Genomic DNA, 21,263 nt, shown 5'->3' with positions numbered 1-21,263 from the left:
TTTCCATGGAAGGAGGGTTCGCGTTTATGTACAGAGTTGTTTTGATTCGCCATGGACAGAGTATGTGGAATGTAGAGAACCGTTTTACCGGATGGACAGATGTGGATCTGACGACGGATGGATATGCAGAAGCTCGTAAAGCAGGGAAGATCATGAAGGAACAGGGATTTGATTTTGATTACGCCTATGCGTCCGTGCTGAAACGTTCTATCCGAACACTCGATATTGCGCTGGATGAAATGGACCTCATGTGGATTCCCATTACGAAGACCTGGAAGCTGAATGAACGTCATTATGGTGCGCTGCAAGGACTGAACAAACAGCAGACTGCTCTGAAGTATGGGGAAGACCAAGTAAAGGAATGGAGACGATCCGTGAACGTATCTCCCCCGGCACTGGACCAAACCGATGACCGATATGTGCAGGATCTGGACAAGTACAAGCGGCTCGGATGTACCATCCCTTTTACGGAGAACCTGATGGATACCTCGAAGCGTGTACTGGAGTACTGGAATGCGGAGATTAAACCGATGGTGTCGGCTGGCAAAAGAGTGCTGATCTCTGCGCATGGGAACACGCTCCGTTCACTCGTCATGCATCTGGACCAATTGTCCGAAGCAGACGTGATGGCACTTAATATCCCGACAGGTATTCCGCTTGTCTACGAATTGGATGAAGATCTGCATCCCATCGGACACTTTTATCTGACCGCGGATGGTTCGACCTACAAACATGAAGAAATGACCCATGTGGCAACGCCATCTGATTAATTGGACATGGACGTTTGTCTTGATTGTACGAAAGCTTGTATGATTTATCTCGTTCGGTTGATGTTTCAACAGGACGATTGAAAGATGACCGCTGAATTGAATTCGGAGGTCATCTTTTTTTCTGCGATCAAGCCTGTACTTCGTTTCGTTTTGCTCTCACAGGGTAATTGTCAAACAAGACACGATGTACATTTATCCTGAAGGAGGAGAAGCACATGTCTAAAAGAAGAGGAATACTCATGACGGCTATCGGCGCAGGTGTGACTTATCTGATGAGGAACAAACAAGCAAGAGATAAGCTGTTTAGCACTGTCTCGGGTATGATGAAAAGCTCCAGTTCGTCCAATGGAACAAGCAAAACCAGACCACGCGTGGAAGTGAAATAGATTGCGATAGTTCACCTAACGATTGAATTAAATGATGATTATGAGAAACCTGGAGATGAAGTCGTTCCAGGTTTTTTTGTGCAATCGAAAATCGAAAGCAATCCCTTGCTTTTGTGTGTAATGCGATTTTTGCCAGCAAGAATGATACAATGGATACTTGCAGAACGTATGGAGGGAGATGCACATATGAAGAAAAATCGTCTGGGTACATCCGAACTGATGGTGTCTGAGATTGGGCTGGGATGTATGTCACTTGGAACTGAAATGGAGCCAGCTATAGGCCTGATTCATGAGGCTCTGGAACATGGCGTCAATCTGCTGGATACAGCCGATCTGTATGACGAAGGGCGTAATGAAGAGATAGTAGGACAAGCTATTAAGGGACGTCGTGACCAAGTCGTTGTGGCGACCAAAGTAGGTAATCGTCGTATTGCAGGCAAGGAGGGCTGGTCTTGGGACCCGTCCAAAGCCTACATTAAGCAGGCTGTACATGAAAGTCTGAAGCGGTTGCAGACCGATTACATCGATCTGTATCAGCTGCATGGCGGGACCTTGGACGACCCCATCGAAGAGACGATCGAAGCGTTTGAGGAATTGAAGAAGGAAGGACTTATCCGATATTACGGTATTTCCTCCATTCGCCCCAATGTGATTCGTGAGTATGTAAAGAGGGCATCCATCGTCAGTGTGATGAACCAGTACAGCATTGCTGACCGCAGAGCGGAAGAAGAGGTGCTACCTTTATTGGAACAAAAGGGGATCAGCGTAATTGCCCGTGGGCCCGTAGCTAGCGGTGTGCTTGCCGATTCCGGATCTGCCAAGGCAGACAAAGGTTATCTGGACTACACGCCAGAGCAACTATATACCATCCGGCAAGGGCTAAGTCGTCTTGTTACAGACCAACGCAGTATGGCTCAGACGGCTATTCGCTACGCGTTATCCCATCCTGCCGTAGCAGCTGTTGTCCCTGGTGCCAGTTCAAGAGAACAGTTGCTGCACAATATTGCAGCTTCGAATTCGCCTGTACTCACCGCTGCTGAAATTCAGGAAATACGAGAACTCAGTCCCGCTAATCTGTACAAGCAGCATCGTTAACTCCATTAAGCCTATTTTCAATTGTAACTATACAAGGTACAATGAAGATCAGCCAAAAAAGGAACATATAAGGGAGAGAAGACATATGGAAAGAATTCAAAGTGAACAGCAATATTTGGATACAATCAACTCTGATGGTTTTACCGTCATTAAATTTGATACAACCTGGTGTCCGGATTGCAAAAACCTGGATCGTTTTATCGGGGATGTTATCGACCAACATACGGACAAAACCTTCTATGCCCTGGATGCAGAAAAGTTCCAGCCGTTTGCCGAAGAGAATGGAGTACGCGGCATTCCAAGCCTGCTCGTGTTCCAGAACGGCAAGAAAATCGCACATCTGCATAGCAAATGGGCTAAAACACCTGCTCAAATCTCCGAGTACCTGGAGACGCTTGAATCCAAAGTTTAAGCGTACGAAGGCTCAGCAGTTTGCTTAATTAACTTAGCTAAGGAGGCCTCTTCTTGTCTTGCGACAGGAAGGGGTTTTTCTGCTTCATTCCATCACGCATGATGTGCATTCATATATGCATTCGAATAACTGAAGTTGAGAAACAACGCTTGTTTAGAATTTGTTCAGTGCTCCCATGTATACTGTGAGAACAAACTGAATATTTGGAGTGAACAAGATCCGTATGAAGAATGAAATTTTTGAAGAAATGCACCAATTAAGTCACAATGATGACCGAAGATACCGATTGTTGATGATCGGGGTGAAGCAATTGCTGCAGGAACAAAAGGAGAATAGATATAATCTGCGTGAGAGATTAAAATATCGTAAGAAACACCGGAGTATTCAAGTGAAAGAGTGGTAATAAGCCAGACCGCTTTCTAGAAGTGAACATGAATATGGTTGTCCATGATACATAGTAAACCTAGTCGGCATCACCAATGATCCAACCCACTAAAGAAGGAAGTAATGAAGAATCAGACTTCTTCTAATTACGGATTTTCCTGTCTCTGGAGCAGAAAAAGAATCATAAACCAACAGAATCATGAAGTAACGGAAGTATAGCAAAAAATATAAAATATGGCGGCCTCACTTCCCAAGGGAACGTGAGGCCGCCATTGATTTTGCCTGTCTAATTACTTGAATTGTAATGATTACATCATCAAGATAATAAAGAACACGGCTGCCAAGACGAAGCGATACACAGCGAAGACGGTCAGGCTCAATTTTTTCAAAATGGACAGGAACGTCTTGATCGCAAGCATGGCGACGATGAACGCAGCGATGAATCCAATCGCGAAGATTGGAAAATCACTGCCGTTCAGGTGATCGATACTTTTGTACAGGTCATATCCCGTAGCACCAATCATAATCGGCACAGACACGAGGAATGTGAACTCGGCAGCGGCTACACGGCTTACCCCTGCAAAGAGACCGCCTGAGATCGTTGACCCGGAACGAGAGAAGCCTGGCCATAATGCCAAGATCTGAAATAGACCTACCGCGAGTGCCTGTTTGTAGGTAATGTCATCGACATCATGGGTAGTAATTCGGTCACTCTTACGGCTCCAGCGTTCGGCCACGATCATCAATATACCACCTATAACGAGGCTGTACAGCACTGTTTCCGGACCAAACAAATGTGCTTTGATCCAGTCGCGGAACACAAGTCCGATGACTACGGCAGGAACCATCGCCAGGAAGATATGTCCCAGATTGAGGCGGCGGGAGTACGGTCTGCTGCCTCCGGTGAAGCGGAACATATCGATGAATTTGTTCCAGTACAGTACAACAACAGCAAGTACAGCTCCGAGTTGAACAACCACCTCAAACGTTTTGACTGACTCGTTGTCCTCCGATAAACCCAGCAAGTGGGCAGTCAGAATCATGTGTCCAGTAGAGGACACGGGCAAAAACTCAGTCAAACCTTCGATGATGCCCATAATAATGGATGATATAATGTCCAATTCTCTTCCTCCTTGAAATGCAGGTGACAGCACAGGCTGTCCTGCTTGACCATGCCTGTTCATTTGAACAAGGCTATCACCTATTATGATCACAAATGCACTCAACTTCAACTTATGCTCGTAATCATTTGTTTAAAACTATATTGACAAAAACCTAGTTATCCCATAGGATATAACTTAACTGACTGACTGATCAATCGGGAGGGTTATATGAATGACCAAAATTAACGGTTTGGAACCCGGTGAGGAACGCCGGGACCAAATAATACGCATAGCGATGGAGCGTTTTGCAACCCAGGGTTACCATCAGACGAAAATTTCCGATATCGTCCGCGAGGCTGGTGTGGCGCAAGGGACATTCTACTGGCACTTCAAGAGTAAAGAAGCTATTGCTTCAGAGATAGTCTTAACGGGCAAGGAGAAGTTGCTTGAGTCGATCGGACAAGGGTACCGCAAGGATGCCGGATCGATAGAAGATATGGTGAAAGCATCGGAAAGGCTGTTCACTGACTTGTTCTCATTTGCTGCGCAGAATCGTTATTTTATGGAGCTGTTGCTAAAAGGTATCGTGACGGAAGAATCCGTACAACGCCTGGTTGAGGAGACACGTAATGCTGTCGAGACAGCGTTCCGTCACAATATGGAACGTGCCATCGAACTCGGCATGTTGCCTAAGGGCATGGATGTACCGCTTCGAGCAGCGCTGTTGGTAAGCATGATTGAAGGCATGATATCGCGCTGGTTGTTCGGCTCCGATGAGTTGCACAGCAAGTTCTCAGCCATGACAGCTTCTTCGCTGGCTGCTGAGGCAGCAAGCTTTGAGTTTTACGGACTGCTAGGCACATAAGATTCACATGATTAAACAAGTAGCAGGGAATAATGGGTACAACTGCGGTTTAGTCTCAATAAAGTAACCAAATGTACATCCAGATTAATACACGAATGAGAGGAAGTTAACGTAATGAACAAAACATATGGATCGAAAACTCGTAAAGGCTGGTCTCTGACAGCGATTCTGCTGATGACCGTGCTGGTACTTAGTGCTTGTGGAAGTAAAGCAACAGACAATGGAAGCACGAATGGTGCACAGGCGAGTAATGAACTGGAGCAGATCAAGTCTGCTGGCGTGATCAAAGTAGGCATGATGGGCACATACGCACCATACAACTTCCTGAACGATAAGAAAGAAATGGACGGCTATGATGCTGATATCGCACGTGAAGTTGCGAAGCGTCTTGGGGTTGAAGTTGAATTTGTATCCCAGGAGTTCTCCGGTCTGACACCGAGTCTGCAAGCCAAAAAGCTGGACGCAATCATCAGCCAGATGACGATCACCGATGATCGTAAGAAAGTACTCGATTTCAGTGATCCGTATATTACGAACCAAGTTAAAATCATTGTAAAAGAAGACAATAACGATATTACCAAGCTGGAAGATTTCAAAGGTAAAACGATTGGCGTAGGTCTGGGTACAAATGATGAATCATATCTGCGTAATGAAGTGTTGCCAAAAGTGGGAGACTTCACGATCAAAACTTATGACGATGTCATCTCTTCACTGAAAGACCTGAATGCTGGACGGATTGACGCCACAATCAACAACATGTACGCATTGAAACCGATTGTTGATGCCAATGGATTAAAGATCAAAGCTGTAGGCGAAGCAATTAAGAGTGACCAGGCAGGTATTGCTGTTCGCAAAGATAATCCGGAGCTCGTAGCAGCACTGAATGAAGCGCTCAAAGGCATGAAAGATGATGGCACGTACAATACCATTTTCAAAAAATGGTTTGGTGAAGAGCCTGCGCAATAATGAACCTGCAAGGCGAAGGGAAGATTTGACCCATGGAACTGGTATTTGAGAATATCCCCTTCTTTCTGAAGGGGGCTTACTATACGCTGTATGTAACTGTGATCTCCATGTTTTTTGCATTCATCATCGGGGTGCTTGTTGCGATTGCTCGTCTAAAGGGACCGATGTGGCTTAGGTTGATCGCAAGGTTTTATGTATCCATCATGCGGGGAACCCCGCTGCTGGTGCAATTATTCGTTATTTATTACGGATTGGTCGATTATGGAGTGACCTTGGGATCACTCACGGCTGCATGTCTGGGACTGAGTCTGAATGCAGGTGCATTTCTGTCGGAGACGTTCCGTGGAGCCATTCAGGCTGTACCAAAAGGGCAGACAGAAGCTGCATATGCAACGGGAATGACCCCGGCTCAGGCGATGAGACGCATTATCTTCCCGCAGGCTGTGCGGATTGCCATCCCGCCGATGGGGAACACCTTTATTGGCATGTTGAAGGAAACATCACTTGTGGCGGCGATCGGTGTTACCGAGTTATTACGGTCAGCGCAACTGCTGGTATCACAATATGCATTGAATATGCCGTTTTATCTGGCCATCGGTGTGATCTACTGGATTATGAGTATCGGCTTCTCGGCCATTCTGGAACAAGTGGAGCGCCGGTTGGCCCGGGCTTACTGATGGGAGGAGAGAACCGATGATTACCACAACTGGACTTACCAAACGTTTTCAGAAAAATGAAGTACTTACGAACATCGATCTGCATGTCGATGCCAAAGATATTGTTGTTTTGCTTGGCCCAAGTGGTTCCGGCAAGAGTACCTTGCTACGCTGCCTGAATGGACTGGAAGAGTTGTCTGGAGGACAGATTGAAGTGAACGGTGTTGTGGTTAACAGCGCAGATCCGTTGCGAGTCCAGCGTGCCCGGGTACTGGAGATTCGTCGCCAGACCGGCATGGTATTCCAGCAGTTTAATCTGTATCCGCACAAGACAGTGCTGGGCAATGTGATGGAAGGTCTCGTGACGGTGAAAAAAATCAAGCGTGACGAAGCGGCTGAACGCGGCCTGATTCTTCTGGATCGGGTCGGCTTGTCGGACAAGCAGGATGCGTATCCATCCCGATTATCCGGTGGACAACAGCAGCGGGTCGCCATTGCACGTGCACTTGCAATGGAGCCGGAAGTGATGCTGTTTGATGAGCCGACTTCTGCTCTTGATCCTGAATTGGTCGGAGAGGTGCTTTCCGTCATGAAGGAGCTGGCAGAGGAAGGCATGACCATGCTGGTCGTGACGCATGAATTGAAGTTTGCCCGTAATGTGGCGAACAAAATTGTCTTTATGGCAGATGGGTCGATTGTGGAAGAAGCGAGCCCACAGGCCTTCTTTGAACATCCAAAGCAAGAGCGCACGCGTCGTTTCTTGCAACAGATTACTGAATTTTGATAAAGATAACAGCGTTCGGAAGAACGAACGTACCCGGAGCGGGTATTTAAGGTCGTGACGATATCAGTTCAACTAAACTTTTTACACAAGAACGGAGAGGACAGAAGAAACCTGAAGAAGCGGAGCGTGCGCCTTTATCCCCTGATTTTCCCCTTGAAGAAGGGAATCAAAAAAATCTGGGGATAACAGCGATCGGAAGGTTATTCTGTCATCGGAGTGGCAAGTGCAAATCTTTTTCGCTTGAACTTAAACTATTGTAAGAAAGAAGGATAACATCATGAATGTAACAACCGTATGGAAAGGCAAACGTGCGTTTACTTCCGAAGGACCCTCTGGCTACGCGGTTGGCATGGATGCCACTGCTGCTTATGGTGGCGACAGCAAGGGTGCGACCCCGATGGAATTGTTACTAGCTGGTCTCGGCGGCTGTATGGGAATCGATATTACGATGATTCTGGATGCTTTCCTGGACAAAATTGAGTCGATTGAGATTGAAGCACAAGGCACACGCAGTGAAGAGATGCCTAAAGGGTTCACATCCATTGATCTGATCTTCAAAGTCGATGGGGATATCCCGGATTATCGCATTTGGAAAGCCATCCAGATGGCTGAGGAAAAATATTGTGCAGTTTCCGCTTCGCTGAACGCCGATATTCATCCTAAACTGATCCTCAATGGGGTAAGTACACCTCGTCCTTAATAACACACGAACAGATTCTATACTGAGAAGGCACTTCCAATCGTGGGAGTGCCTTTTTTGGCTTTTCCAACACTTCAACAGGGATTCGCCCATCTAGGAGTCACTAAACTTCTGTCAGTAGAAAATAATTCGGTAAGCCCGGTCGCCATGTTAATGGCGACCTCTTCTACTAGAGGTAGGCTGGCTTGTTGCCCGGCAATATATTACCCATTGCAATGACAATCCGAATTCTGACGGTTATGTGGTATGATTAATTCTGAGGACAGAACATCCTGATCCTGCTGTTTATATGTAAGCGCTTATACAGATGACGGAAGGTGCAGACATGTTTAAAAGGCTGATACGAACCACTAATAATCTCAAATTAAAGCATAAATTGCTCATTTCCTATGTACTGGTTGTCATGATTCCGGTCCTGATTGTTGGTCTTGCTGTGACCAGTTATTTTCGCCAGCAAGCCCTAGACAATGCGATAGGACAGACGATCATCAATGTGGACAAAATCAAGAGCCAGACGGCAACCATGCTGCGTGTACCAACCGATATATCCAATCTATTAATGTTTAATGCGGATCTCAAGGAGATCGTGAATAAGCGGTACAAGAGCGTTGTGGAGCTTACCTCAGCGTATCTTGCATACAAAGACTTTCAGGAGTACAGGCGTTTGTATCGTGAGATAGCGGGCATTCGTTTTTACTCAACCAACCCAACATTGATCAACAACCTCGAATTCATCCCGGTAGACAAGCAGACGGAAGAGAGTTACTGGTACCAACAGGCACTGAAAACAACCAGCATCGGTTGGTTCTACATTCCGGACAAGGAAGATAATCCTGTACACAAGCTCAGCCTGGTGCGCAAAGTACCTTTTGCCGAGTATCGGACAGAGGGCGTGTTGATGATTGTGATCAATCAGGATGAGCTGAATGGATTGTTGCGTCAGGAACAGTTCGAGACGATGATTACGGACGAGCAGGGTTATGTGGTTGCAGCCAAGAATACCGAGCTGGTGGGTAAAACGCTGGATGAGCTTGATTTTGGCGTTGATCTGCAGAATCAGGCGAAAGGCACCATAGAGGGTGATTTCCGGGGCGAACCATCTAATATTGTTATTGATGAGCTGGGCCCTGGATCGAGTATGAACAGCCTGAAGGTGATTTCGGTTTTTGCCACCAAAAATATCGTCAAAGACGCCAACACTGTCAGCATGATTGGCATGATTTTCATTATCCTTGTGCTGGTTATCGCCCTATTATTCGTATATATCATCTCGTTCCTCACTTCGAACCGATTGCTCCGGCTGAGTAAACACCTCAACAAGCTGGCATTAGGAGACCTGAACGTGACTTCGCGGATTGATGGAAACGATGAGATTGGGCAACTGTCACGACAGTTCAACTATATGGTGAAAAGTATCAATGAACTCATGACGCAGGTGGTAGAAGCGACCGAACAGAACAATCAATTGGAAATCGCCCAAAAAGAGATTAAACTGAAAATGATGGCGAGCCAGATCAATCCACATTTCTTGTTTAATGCACTGGAGTCCATTCGGATGAAAGCGCATATTAAGGGAGAAGCAGAGATTGCTAACATCGTTCGGCTGTTGGGCAAGCTGATGCGCAAGAGTCTGGAGATTGGCAGTGGAAAAACAACCTTCCGGGCTGAACTTGAAATGGTACGTTCCTATTTGGAAATTCAGAAATTTCGTTACGGCGACCGCCTTGCATTCCAGATCCATATCGATCCCGAGGTGGAGAAGATGTACATTCCGCCTTTGATTATTCAACCTTTGGTTGAGAATGCGATTGTCCATGGTCTGGAGAACAAAGAGGGTACAGTCCATGTTCATATAAGTATTCGTTTAGTAGAGAACATTGTGCAGATCCGTGTGGATGACAATGGTGCAGGCATAACGCCAGAACGACTGGCTGAGGTAATGCAGTTCATCTGTGGACCAGAGGAACAGGAGAAGAGCCGGATCGGCATGCGTAATGTACATCAACGCTTAACCTTGACGTACGGGGAGCCATATGGATTGCAGATTAAGAGTGTATATGGGGAAGGAACAGAGGTTTCTTTCACTTTGCCAGCAGGAGGGGACCAACATGTATAAAGTGTTTTTGGTGGATGACGAACCGAGCATACGTGAGGGACTGACAACCATTATCGAGTGGGAAAAATACGGATTCCAGGTCATTGCTACAGCTGCCAGCGGGCGTGAGGCCATCTCCCGGTTTGAGGAATTGGAGCCTGATCTGACGATTATTGATATTCGCATGCCCGGTATGACCGGGCTGGATGTGATTGAAGAAGTGCGCCGGAATCATCCGGATTCGCACTTTTTGATATTAAGTGGTTACGCGGATTTTGACTATGCCAAGAAAGCCATCAGTTTTGGTGTGGATGGTTATCTGCTCAAACCGGTTGATGAAGAAGAGATTATTGGTGAACTGGAGCGTATTGCTACAATCCTGACCCGTGAACGGGAGACAATGGCACGTCATGCTGGTGAAGATACCGTCTATCGGGAGCATCAGATCGAGGCTTTGCTCTTTGACAGTCTGGAGGGTGCGGGTAGCATGGAAGAAGATAGCCTGGGGCTTCACTGGCCTCACTATCAAATTGTGCTGCTTGAGATGCATGTAGCCCCCGACCTGCAGCGGGGAAGTGTAATGAAACGCAAACTGATTGAAGCATTTGACCAGAAAGACCGAGGCATTGTATTTTCGTTCCATTCCGGTCTGGGCTTGTTAAGCAAGGAAACAATCACATCCGAGTCATCTGCAAGAAATCTGTATGATGAGCTGGAAGGACTGCTGGGAGAATGGGAGGTTCACATGTATGGTGCTGCAGGAGAACCCGTACATTCCACTTCTGAAATTGTGCGGTCATACACGCAGGCGAATCGTATACTCGGTGAACGCTTTTTGTTCACGGAGAAACGTATCATGCTGTGGACTGAAGGCAGCGAAGGCGAAAGCGTTGTTAAGCCAGAAGTTCAAGCTGTGGACGGAGCACATGAGCCAGTTGAGGACGAACTCGCGGACAAGCTGTATTATGCGTTAGACATCCGCAGTAGTGAGTCCGTTATGCGGGTACTGGGTGAGATGGAAGAGCGCCTCGTTCCATATCACCGAACAGAGCAAGCGATCAAGACGGCGTTCTCACAGGTATTTTCCCTGGCGTTCAACAAGCTTGCAGCGACGAATCAACAGATGCACTCCATTATGCAGGAACATTCGGTTCTGATTAATGAAGTCTATCATCAATTTACGATGTCTGATCTCAAAGTCATGGCATCGGAACATTTGAATCGACTTATTCAACGTATGGGTGGGGGAAGCAAGGATACTGTATTGAAACAGATGATTGAATTTATCCAGCGTAACCCTGGCGAAAATCTCAAGCTCGAAGTACTTGCTGAAGTGTTTAACTATAACAGCAGTTACTTGGGCAAGTTGTTCAAGAATCATACTGGAGAGTATTTCAATGCATTTCTGGACAAGGTTCGTATGGAAAAAGCCAAGGAATTGCTGGATGAAGGACTGAAGGTCCATCAGGTCGCGGCTAGAGTGGGGTATGCAAATGTGGACTACTTCCACGGTAAGTTCAAGAAATATGTAGGGGAATCCCCTTCCGCTTACAAACAGGCCAGAACCCAATCATCGTTGAAAGGAACGGCTACGGATACAAACGAGGAATAAGTACGGAGCGCTGGGCATTGTCCTTGCCTATTGTGTAAAACGTTTTCGGTATTTCTGAGAAATTTCCAGATTCATCATATTGTCCATGCACTTCCCATGATAAGCAATGGTCACGGGATGCTTCACATCTTAGACTGGATTTACAAGAATCCAGATGAAGGGATGGTTGTACGATATGAATTTGTCTGATACAAGTGCTGTACGTCATACATTGAACTTAAATGGAACATGGCAGTTTCGTTTGAATCGGGAGTCCGATGAACTCGTTGAACAAGAGATATTACCGCCATCACAGTGTGAAAATACATCATGGGAGACCATTCAGATTCCCGGTTCATGGGAAGAGCAAGGATACGGAGATGAGCCTGAATATGAAAGGCTCGATACTTGGACCAAGGTTCGCGAGTATGAAGGCTCAGCCTGGTATGCTCAGGATGTGCATGTTCCATCAGACGATCCTGGATGTCAATATGTATTCAGATTGGAAGGTGTCCGATGGACAACAAATCTCTGGATCAATGGACAGTATGCCGGGCAGCAGGATAGTCTGGTGAATCAACAGAAGTGGGATGTTACCTCTCTGGTGAAGCAGGGAGAATTGAATCGTGTGGAGATCCGCGTGGATAATACGATGAAACTTCCGCTGGCGGGTAGCCATATTCATTCATCGCATACGGCCACAGCCTGGGGTGGAATCACGGGTGGTGTTTATCTGGACAGTCTGCCCCCATGCCGATTACAGACGTTACGTATTCAACCAGATGCTGAGAACGGAACCATTCTGGTTGATTGTACTGTAAGCGCTCCCGCAAATGATTCCGCTAGATCGATGCAATTACATGTGGATATTCAGCATCCGGACGGCACATGGCTTGATCGATATAGTTGTAATGTGAATCTGAGTGATCCATCACATGTGGATATAAGCTCAGCAGAGTTAATTGAAAGTAACGCTTTAATAGAACAGTGGCGATTGGAACTTGGAACAGAGAAGTCTATCGCAAGATGGTCGGACGAATCCCCTGAATTATACAAGGCAGTGATCCGTCTGCATGACGGTGAACAGGAACTGGATCGGCTGGAGCAATCATTTGGTGTACGATCCTTTGCAACAAATGGGAAGCAGCTTGAATTGAATGGGACACCAGTATATCTGCGTGGGTACGTCGATTGCTGTATCTTTCCACTGACAGGTTATCCCGTCTGGGACAAGGAGCATTATCTTCAGCAATTTAGGGTCGCCAGATCGTATGGCTTCAATCATGTCCGACTGCATGGGTGGAGCGCGCCGGAGCCTTTCTGGGAGGCGGCTGATGAAGCGGGCATGCTGGTACAGGCAGAACTTCCCCATTGGTCTCGTTTCTTTGAGCAATCGGATCAGTCTGCGCCAGCTGAAGTATTGTCCTATCTGACACAAGAACTGGACGGGTTGCTTCAGTCGCTGCATAGACATCCTTCATTCGTCATGTTCTCCATGGGGAATGAGCTTATTGGTCCGAATGGCCATCCTGAACTCAATGCATGGGTATCGAGGGCAAGGGAATCAGACCCGACTCGCTTATATACGGACAATACAGGTTTTGGACAGCTTCCAGCGCAAGGGCGGGAAGGTGATTATTATATTCAGTCGTTGAACTGGCATCCCCCGTTGGAATCCGCATATTCTGCTGTGCCGGATACCACGCTGGACTATCATGCAGTCACCCGGCTTGCGGAGCATCCCATCATTGGGCACGAACATGCACAGTACACCATGTATGTGCGGCCCCAAGAGCGAGCCAAGTATACTGGCGTATTGCGTCCTAGCTGGTTAGGGCCGATTGAAGAATCGTTAACAAACAAAGGCATGATCGAGGACCTGGAGCATTTTCAACAGGTCAGTGGTACCCATCTGGTACGTTCCTTAAAAGAAGCGATGGAGCGAATTCGGCGAACACCGGACGCTGCGGGTTTACAGCTTCTGGACATTCGCGATTTTCCAGGGCAGGGACATGCTACGACGGGCATTCTGGATGTATTTTGGGACGACAAAGGCATTACAACACCTGAAGAATTCATGCGGTTCAATGCGGATATGGTACTGTTGTTAAGTTGTAAAGAGCGTACATTTTACGCCGGAGAACCTATTCATGTCGATGTGCGCATCTCTCACTATGGTAAAGATCCGCTTGAGGACGCAACTATTCATTGGAGGTTAATAAGCGATGATGTGATACTTACTGAAGGGGAATGGAAGACCGGAGATATCCAATGTGGGTCTGTCATGTCACTGGGAAGCATCGTCGCTACCGCTCCTCATGAAGGGGCAGCAGCTTTTCGGATCGAAGCGGAGCTGATATCAGGCGATTTGGAAAGAGTTGTAGCGAATGTATGGCAGGGCTGGTCGTTTCCTTTTTATCAGTCTCATCCGGGTTCGAATCGGTTCTGGAATACCGTGGCAGAGTTGAAGCCATTCCTAGGTGAAGCGCATGATGATTGCGTAGATCGTATCGATGGATTTCAGTTGTTGAAAAATCGGGAGATTGACTTGGTTATCGTTCAGTCGTTAACACCCAATGTCGTTGATTATGTGGTCAACGGGGGAAGTGTTTGGCTACAGTCAACCGCAGAAGGGTTGTATGATTCAGTGGAGACCAAGTATCTGCCTGTATTCTGGAATTACCTGATGTTTGCTACACAGCCTGGTGCAACGATGGGCATGTATCTGAGAGATCGGCCAGCACTACTAGGCTCCTTCCCGCATGATGGGGCTTCGGACTGGCATTGGTATCACTTGGTGAACGGTACACCAGCGATATGTTTGGATACGTTGCCCGGGGTTGAGCCGCTGATCGAAGTGGTGGACCATTTCCATCGGGCCAAACGACTCGCTTATGCCTTTGAGGCAAAAGTAGGGAAGGGCAAGATATTGATATCCTCACTTCCGTTTGCCAATCTGGCTGTAATGAAGCGTCCGGAAGCCGCCTACTTATTTCAGGAGATGCTTGCGTATCTGAATGGAGATCAATTCCGTCCAGCAACCTCCATATCCGTAGCGCAATTACTCGGCATCGTTAAACTGCAAACCATTCAATTTACATTGTAATCAGAGGGACCCGAAAGGGTCCTTTTTGTATGCCATGTAATTGAAGTAAACGATTACTATAAAACGTTTTCGATATTTACCACTTTGAATAGTGTTTTTCCTTATAATTACTTTTATATCATTTAAAAGTAGAATTTATCACTGATTTTAACTAATTAATGTCTGATTATATATGTCTATATCTAATTTTTATATGATTTTCTCTAAAATCCAGATGGTATTTTGAAAACGCTCTATCGAGTATGATTATTTTATAAAACAGAGGAGGGGGAACGGAGATGGAAACGCTAACAAAAAAATCCGCTTCCGCGAACAGAAGCAGTGACCCCAAACCGCCTTTAAAGAATCGGCGGAACGGAATTTGGGACAGAATGAAACAGCAGAAATATCTCTATCTCATGTCATTGCCATTCGTAGCTTGGGTTTTCGTATTTAACTATCTGCCACTATGGGGATGGACGATGGCTTTCCAAAATTATAAACCTGCCAGATCGTTTGGTGATCAAGAGTGGGTTGGCTTTAAACACTTTGTAGAACTGTTCAGTGATGATCGTTTCTATCTGGTACTTCGAAATACACTTGCAATGAGCTTGATGGGACTGGTTGTTGGTTTTATCGTGCCGATATTCTTCGCTATTCTCCTGAATGAAATGAGAGGCATGTTCTTCAAGCGTGCCGTGCAAACGGTATCATATCTGCCTCACTTTGTATCCTGGGTTGTTGTAGCCGGGATCATTACGAAGATGCTCTCCACCGATGGAGGGATTATCAATGATCTTTTGGTAGGCCTGAACATTATTGATCAGCCGATCCAATTCATGGCCAAGGGGAACTTGTTCTGGTACATTGTAACCGCTTCAGATATGTGGAAGGAAACCGGTTGGAATGCCATCATCTATCTGGCGGCGATTACAGGTATCGACAATGAGTTGTATGAAGCTTCCCGTGTAGATGGTGCCAACCGCTGGAGACAGATGTGGCATATTACGCTGCCTGGCATACGGACCACAATTTCTGTACTTTTCATCATGTCAATTGGGCATCTGATCAGTATCGGTTTCGAGAAGCAGTTCTTGCTTGGCAACAGTCTGGTCACAGACTACTCGGAAGTACTTGATCTATATGCGCTCAATTATGGTTTGAATATGGGACGATTCTCATATGGTACAGCCATAGGTATATTCAACTCCGTTGTCAGTATCATCCTTCTGTTTACTGCGAACGGCTTGTTCAAAAAATTCACTAAAGAAAGCATCATGTAGGGAGGGGACGACATTATGGCGAACAAAGCATTCAATGCTACTCGGGGCGATAAACTGTTCGATATATTCAACATCCTCGCGATGACCATGGTGCTGGTTGTAACACTTTATCCATTCCTTAACGTACTAGCTATCTCACTCAATAACTCGACAGATACAGTACGTGGCGGAATTTACTTGTGGCCTCGCGAATTCACATTACAGAACTACAAAACGATTTTCCAATATGATGGATTGTTACAAGGTTTGCAGATCTCCATTTTGCGTACACTTGTGGGTACCGTGCTCGGATTGATCAGTTCATCCATGATTGCCTTTACACTGAGCAGACCTGATTTTGGACTTAGAAAATTTGTTTCCACAACACTCGCGCTCACGATGTATTTCTCCGGTGGTCTGATTCCGGTGTACATTCTGATGCGTGACTTGAACCTGATCGGTACATTCTGGGTATATGTATTGCCTGGCATGATCAGTGCATTTAACGTGTTCATCATCCGTTCATTCATTGATGGCCTGCCGTACTCATTGCAGGAATCCGCGAAGCTGGACGGAGCGAATGACTTTACGATCTATTACAGAATCATCTTGCCACTGTGTAAACCAGTGCTTGCTACCATCGCATTGTTCCTGGCTGTAGGTCAATGGAATGCGTGGTTTGATACGTACCTGTATAATGGTTCAAAGGCACATTTGACCACGCTCCAATATGAGCTGATGAAAGTATTGCAAAGTACACAGCAAGGCTCAGGTGCTGGACGAAATGCCAATGATATGGCGCAGCAAATGACACAGATTTCACCGGAATCGATCAAAATGGCGATTACGATCGTTGTAACGGTTCCAATCCTCATTGTATATCCGTTCCTTCAGAAGTACTTTGTTGGCGGTATGACACTGGGCGCAGTAAAAGGTTAAACAAGTGGGTACAGGCTGCCACATAGAGCGGCCGTACATCTACAAATGAAGCATCAGGATACCCGAAGCGCAGCCATTTGGTCTGCGCTTCACCGTATAGGGCTGCGGTGTGGTATTCATGAAGCTATAGACAGGGACAAAAAAGTCCCGGATAAGACAGACATATGAAACAGGGAGGATTACCATTATGGCAAGTTCCAAAATGAAGATTGCACTGGCACCAGTGCTTGCAATGTCTTTACTCGCAGGTTGCGGTGGAGGAAGCGGCGGTGATACGTCGTTCAAGGATACAAGCGCAGAGACAACTCCACTTACTTTTGACTTCTTTAGCGTTGACCCCAGTCCGAACTGGAATGGCATGAAGGATGAAGTAGGTAAAGTCCTTACGGAAAAAACAGGGATAACCCTTAACGGTGAGTTTGCCGTTAGTGGTGGTCAAGATAAGATATCCTTAATGGCGGCGAGCGGAGACTATCCGGATATCGTCTCCCCCAAAGGAGAACTCAGCAAACTGGTGGATGCCGGAGCAATGCTCGATCTGACAGATCTGATCGACCAATATGCTCCCAATCTGAAGAAGCTGTATGGTAATTACATGGACCGGTTGAAATACAGTAATGAGGATCAGGCTATTTATGTGCTGCCGACGTATTATGCGGTAGACCAGAAGTACTTTGATGCAGGTGGTGGATTTGGGATTCAGCATCGTGTACTGAAAGAACTCGGATACCCGGAAGTGCGTACACTTGAGGATTACGAGAATGTACTGAAGGCGTACAAAGAGAAACACCCAACAATTGATGGTCAGCCAACGATCCCGTTAACACTGGACGCGGATGATTGGAGAATCATGATTACCGTAACGAACCCTGCCTTCCAGGCAACAGGAGCTCCGGATGATGGTGAATACTACATCGATCCAGAGACGTATGAAGCAAGTCTGCATTACAAACGTCCAGAGGAAAAAGAGTACTTCCGCTGGTTGAACCATATGTACAATGAGGGACTGCTTGATCAGGACAGCTTCATCCAGAAAACAGACCAATACAAATCCAAAATTGCAAGTGGACGTGTTCTGGGTGTCATTGACCAGGATTGGGGTTATTCCGATGCAGAAAATGCACTGAAATCTGCGGGCAAGGATGAAGCAACGTATTCACACTTCCCGGTAACCCTGTCCGAAGATATCAAGGATCATGCCTACCAAGACCCTGGTTTTGTATCCGGTTGGGGTGTAGGGATTACAACATCGAATCCCGACCCGGTTCGTACGATCAAATTCTTCGATTACCTGGCTTCTGAAGAAGGGCAAGTGCTGATGAACTGGGGAATTGAGGGCAAACAGTACGAAGTGAAGGATGGCAAACGTGTCATTCCTGCCGACATTCTGGATCAGAAAACCAATAATGCAGCCGTATTCCAGAAAGAAACGGGTATTGGACTGTACACCAATATGTCCGGTCACTATGGAGACGGTGTGAAGGATTCAACGGATAACTACTACACTACGAATTTCCCTGAACAGATCGTGGCAGCATATTCCGATGCAGAGAAAGAAACACTCAAAGCTTACGGTGCTACGACGTGGAAAGATCTGTTCCCGAGTGAAGACGAGTTCCCAATCAAACCATGGGGAGCAGCATACAATCTGCCAACACCAGGTGACTCCAACTACAACGTCATCTTCAAGAAAACACAGGATATCATACGGAAACGTATCCCGGAAGCCATTCTGAGTACTCCTGAACAGTTTGATGCAATCTATGATGGCATGATTGCAGAAGTGAACCAAGCAGGAGCAGAGGATATGGAGAAACAATATACAGAACTCGTTCAAAACCGTGTTCAATTGTGGAGCGGTGAAGAGGCTAAATAAACGTTTAGCAATTCAAATCTAAAACGAAAAAGAACCCAGAATATCTGGGTTCTTTTTTTATCTAAAACGTTTTCTAAAAAACGTTTTCAATTTTACAAATTCACTATTGACAAGGGATATAGGAGCGATTATTATTCAAGTATGAAAGCACTTACATTCGCTTGTACACCACGTGGAATATACCTGAATCTCAAAGTTAACACTTACAGGAATGAAGAGGAAAAGGGTAAGAAAAGAACATTTTTTTATTTTTAAGAAAACGCTTCTAATGTTATAAAAACAAGAAAATTACATTCGTTTCATCTGGTCATGGTATGTGCAGGTCAGCCTGTTATACAAATATACAGCTTCATTAATATCCATAAGGGGGATTACACATGAAGGGCAAAACACCAAAAACATTCGCAATGCTTCTTTTAGCCAGTGCACTTGCAATTACAGCAGGATGCAGCGGCAGTGGAGGAGGAACTAACGCTTCAGAGAAACCGGTTGATTCCGGAGATACAACCAGTCCAGTGACCTTTACATTCTTTGGTGCAGACGCGAGTCCGAACTGGAATAACATGAAGGATGCTGTCGGTCAAGAGATTACGAAGGCAACGGGAGTTACAATTGAAGCTGAGTATGATGTGAATAATGGTGGTGACCAAAAGATTCCTTTGATGGCTGCCAGTGGTGATTACCCTGATATTATCTATCCTAAAGGCAACTTGTCTAAGCTTGTGGATGCAGGCGCGATGCTGGACCTGACCGATCTGATTGAGGAGCATGCTCCCAATTTGAAAAAAATCTATGGTGATCAGATGAACCGTCTAAAATACAGTCTTGAAGATCAAGCCATTTACACGATCCCGACTAATATGGGTGTAGATAACGTTGCGTTTGATGCTACGGGCGGATTCGAAATTCAACAAAGAGTATTGAAAGAGCTTGGCTACCCTGAAGTAAAAACGCTTGAGGACTACGAGAACGTACTGAGAACGTATTATGAAAAACATCCAACGATTGATGGTCAACCGACTATTCCGTTAACATTGAATGCAGATGACTGGAAAATTATGATTACGGTAACGAACCCTGCATTCCAAGCTACGGGTGGACCGGATGACGGTGAGTATTATATCAACCCTGAGACGTATGAAGCCGTTCTACACTACAAACGTCCTGAAGAAAAAGAATATTTCCGTTGGTTGAACAAAATGTACAATGAGGGTCTGCTTGATAAAGATACATTTGTTCAAAAGGATGACCAATACAAATCCAAAATTGCCAGTGGCCGTGTACTTGGTCTAATTGACCAGGAGTGGAACTATGGTGAGGCGGAGAATGCTTTGAAATCATCTAACGGTGGCGACAAAACATATGCCCACTTCTCCGTATCCCTGAACAAGGATATTGTGGATCATACGTTCCAACCGACAGGATTTGACGGTTATGGTATCGGAATCACAACTTCGGCCAAAGATCCGGTACGTATTATCAAATTCATGGATTGGCTTGCTTCCGATGAAGGTCAGGTCCTGAGAAACTGGGGCGTTGAAGGCCAACATTACCAAGTCGAGAATGGGAAACGCATCATTCCGGCTGACGTACAAGATCGCAAAACCAATGATAACTCCGCTTTTACCAAAGAATCAGGCGTAGGCATGTATAACGTATTTAGCGCCAGATACGGTGATGGTGTGAAAGATGCCACAGATAACTATTACACAACGAATTTCCCTGAACAGATTCAAGCAGGTTACACTGCAGCTGAGAAGGAAACGTTGAAAGCCTATGGTATTACAACATGGAAAGATTTCTATCCTTCCGAAGATGATCTGAAGCTGAAAGATTGGGGCGCAGCATACAACATGCCTGTACCATCTGACACGGATTACAACGTAACGTTCCAGAAAACACAGGATATCGTACGTAAACGTATTCCAGAGGCGATCCTTGCCAAACCTGAGAACTTCGACAGCGTATACGATGGTCTTCTGGCTGAACTTGATAAAGCGGGTGCAGTGGAGATGGAGAAACAATACACGGTTTGGATCAAGGAACGTGTAGCTCTCTGGACTGGAAAAGATGTGAAATAAGCTTGAAAACCAAGCATTAAAGTTAAGGATTTTCATAGCGAAAAAAGCCCTTGAGAAAGGGCTTTTTTTATTGTTGACGTGAGGTGATGGATAGCCTATAATCTATCATGTAAGCACTTTCAGTAAGCGGTTTATTCCATTTACGAAAACGTTTTACGTATGTTAGAAGAAGAATCTTTCTTTTTGCAGAATCGAAACATCAGCTTTAGTAAA

Annotated in this window: 18 protein-coding genes; 17 read left to right on the top strand and 1 reads right to left on the bottom strand. The window is 45.8% G+C overall.

Annotation, left to right across the window (positions count from 1 at the left end; genetic code table 11):
- The first annotated feature begins 26 nt into the window (after positions 1-26).
- From gpmA to V6669_RS26060, 5 genes are all read left to right on the top strand, one after another.
- On the top strand, positions 27-770 hold the full coding sequence (gpmA, locus tag V6669_RS26080; RefSeq protein WP_074096492.1) for a 2,3-diphosphoglycerate-dependent phosphoglycerate mutase: 744 nt from the start codon (positions 27-29) through the stop codon (positions 768-770).
- Between the two features lie 215 nt (positions 771-985).
- Positions 986-1,156: a hypothetical protein gene (locus V6669_RS26075; RefSeq protein WP_338588576.1), complete on the top strand. Its 171-nt coding sequence runs from the start codon at positions 986-988 to the stop codon at positions 1,154-1,156.
- Positions 1,157-1,342: 186 nt separating this feature from the next.
- Entirely contained in the window at positions 1,343-2,251 is a 909-nt protein-coding gene (locus V6669_RS26070; RefSeq protein WP_338588575.1) for an aldo/keto reductase, read from the top strand.
- A gap of 85 nt (positions 2,252-2,336) precedes the next feature.
- Complete coding sequence (locus V6669_RS26065) at positions 2,337-2,663, top strand: thioredoxin family protein (RefSeq protein ID WP_017692202.1); 327 nt, start codon at positions 2,337-2,339, stop codon at positions 2,661-2,663.
- 223 nt (positions 2,664-2,886) lie between these two features.
- Positions 2,887-3,066 carry a hypothetical protein gene (locus V6669_RS26060; RefSeq protein WP_133387174.1) on the top strand — a complete coding sequence of 60 codons (180 nt, stop codon included), beginning with the start codon at positions 2,887-2,889 and terminating at the stop codon, positions 3,064-3,066.
- A 289-nt stretch (positions 3,067-3,355) separates the two neighbouring features.
- On the opposite strand, the gene bacA is transcribed toward V6669_RS26060, so the two are convergent.
- Complete coding sequence (gene bacA / locus V6669_RS26055) at positions 3,356-4,168, bottom strand: undecaprenyl-diphosphate phosphatase (protein WP_338588574.1); 813 nt, start codon at positions 4,166-4,168, stop codon at positions 3,356-3,358.
- A 214-nt stretch (positions 4,169-4,382) separates the two neighbouring features.
- On the opposite strand from bacA, the gene V6669_RS26050 reads away from it, so the two are divergent.
- The 12 genes from V6669_RS26050 (at position 4,383) to V6669_RS25995 (ending at position 21,050) form a co-directional block, all read left to right on the top strand.
- Positions 4,383-5,015, top strand: coding sequence for a TetR/AcrR family transcriptional regulator (locus tag V6669_RS26050; RefSeq protein ID WP_338588573.1), 633 nt, complete (start codon positions 4,383-4,385; stop codon positions 5,013-5,015).
- 114 nt (positions 5,016-5,129) lie between these two features.
- The gene (locus V6669_RS26045; protein WP_338588572.1) at positions 5,130-5,981 is read left to right on the top strand and encodes a transporter substrate-binding domain-containing protein; all 852 of its coding nucleotides are present in this window, start codon (positions 5,130-5,132) and stop codon (positions 5,979-5,981) included.
- Between the two features lie 32 nt (positions 5,982-6,013).
- On the top strand, positions 6,014-6,658 hold the full coding sequence (locus tag V6669_RS26040; RefSeq protein ID WP_017692207.1) for an amino acid ABC transporter permease: 645 nt from the start codon (positions 6,014-6,016) through the stop codon (positions 6,656-6,658).
- 16 nt (positions 6,659-6,674) lie between these two features.
- Positions 6,675-7,421 carry an amino acid ABC transporter ATP-binding protein gene (locus tag V6669_RS26035; protein WP_338588571.1) on the top strand — a complete coding sequence of 249 codons (747 nt, stop codon included), beginning with the start codon at positions 6,675-6,677 and terminating at the stop codon, positions 7,419-7,421.
- 277 nt (positions 7,422-7,698) lie between these two features.
- Entirely contained in the window at positions 7,699-8,121 is a 423-nt protein-coding gene (locus V6669_RS26030; RefSeq protein WP_017692209.1) for an OsmC family protein, read from the top strand.
- A 325-nt stretch (positions 8,122-8,446) separates the two neighbouring features.
- The gene (locus V6669_RS26025; RefSeq protein ID WP_338588570.1) at positions 8,447-10,237 is read left to right on the top strand and encodes a histidine kinase; all 1,791 of its coding nucleotides are present in this window, start codon (positions 8,447-8,449) and stop codon (positions 10,235-10,237) included.
- On the top strand, positions 10,230-11,828 hold the full coding sequence (locus tag V6669_RS26020) for a response regulator transcription factor (protein ID WP_338588569.1): 1,599 nt from the start codon (positions 10,230-10,232) through the stop codon (positions 11,826-11,828). Before V6669_RS26025 ends, V6669_RS26020 begins: the two co-directional genes overlap by 8 nt.
- A 175-nt stretch (positions 11,829-12,003) precedes the next feature.
- On the top strand, positions 12,004-14,913 hold the full coding sequence (locus V6669_RS26015; protein WP_338588568.1) for a sugar-binding domain-containing protein: 2,910 nt from the start codon (positions 12,004-12,006) through the stop codon (positions 14,911-14,913).
- A gap of 278 nt (positions 14,914-15,191) precedes the next feature.
- Entirely contained in the window at positions 15,192-16,175 is a 984-nt protein-coding gene (locus tag V6669_RS26010; protein ID WP_036606891.1) for a sugar ABC transporter permease, read from the top strand.
- A 15-nt stretch (positions 16,176-16,190) separates the two neighbouring features.
- Positions 16,191-17,093 carry a carbohydrate ABC transporter permease gene (locus tag V6669_RS26005; RefSeq protein ID WP_036606894.1) on the top strand — a complete coding sequence of 301 codons (903 nt, stop codon included), beginning with the start codon at positions 16,191-16,193 and terminating at the stop codon, positions 17,091-17,093.
- Positions 17,094-17,280: 187 nt separating this feature from the next.
- A complete protein-coding gene (locus V6669_RS26000; RefSeq protein WP_249913195.1) occupies positions 17,281-18,969 on the top strand; it encodes an ABC transporter substrate-binding protein in 1,689 nt (562 codons plus the stop codon).
- Between the two features lie 377 nt (positions 18,970-19,346).
- Positions 19,347-21,050 (top strand): ABC transporter substrate-binding protein, encoded by a 1,704-nt coding sequence (locus tag V6669_RS25995; RefSeq protein WP_124118142.1) that lies wholly within the window; start codon positions 19,347-19,349, stop codon positions 21,048-21,050.
- Positions 21,051-21,263: the final 213 nt, after the last annotated feature.

The organism is Paenibacillus sp. Y5S-9, from assembly GCF_036894235.1.
Classification (GTDB): Bacteria; Bacillota; Bacilli; order Paenibacillales; family Paenibacillaceae; genus Paenibacillus.
The sequence above is the reverse complement of the archived record's forward strand: the minus strand, read 5'-3'. Positions and strand labels throughout refer to the sequence as shown.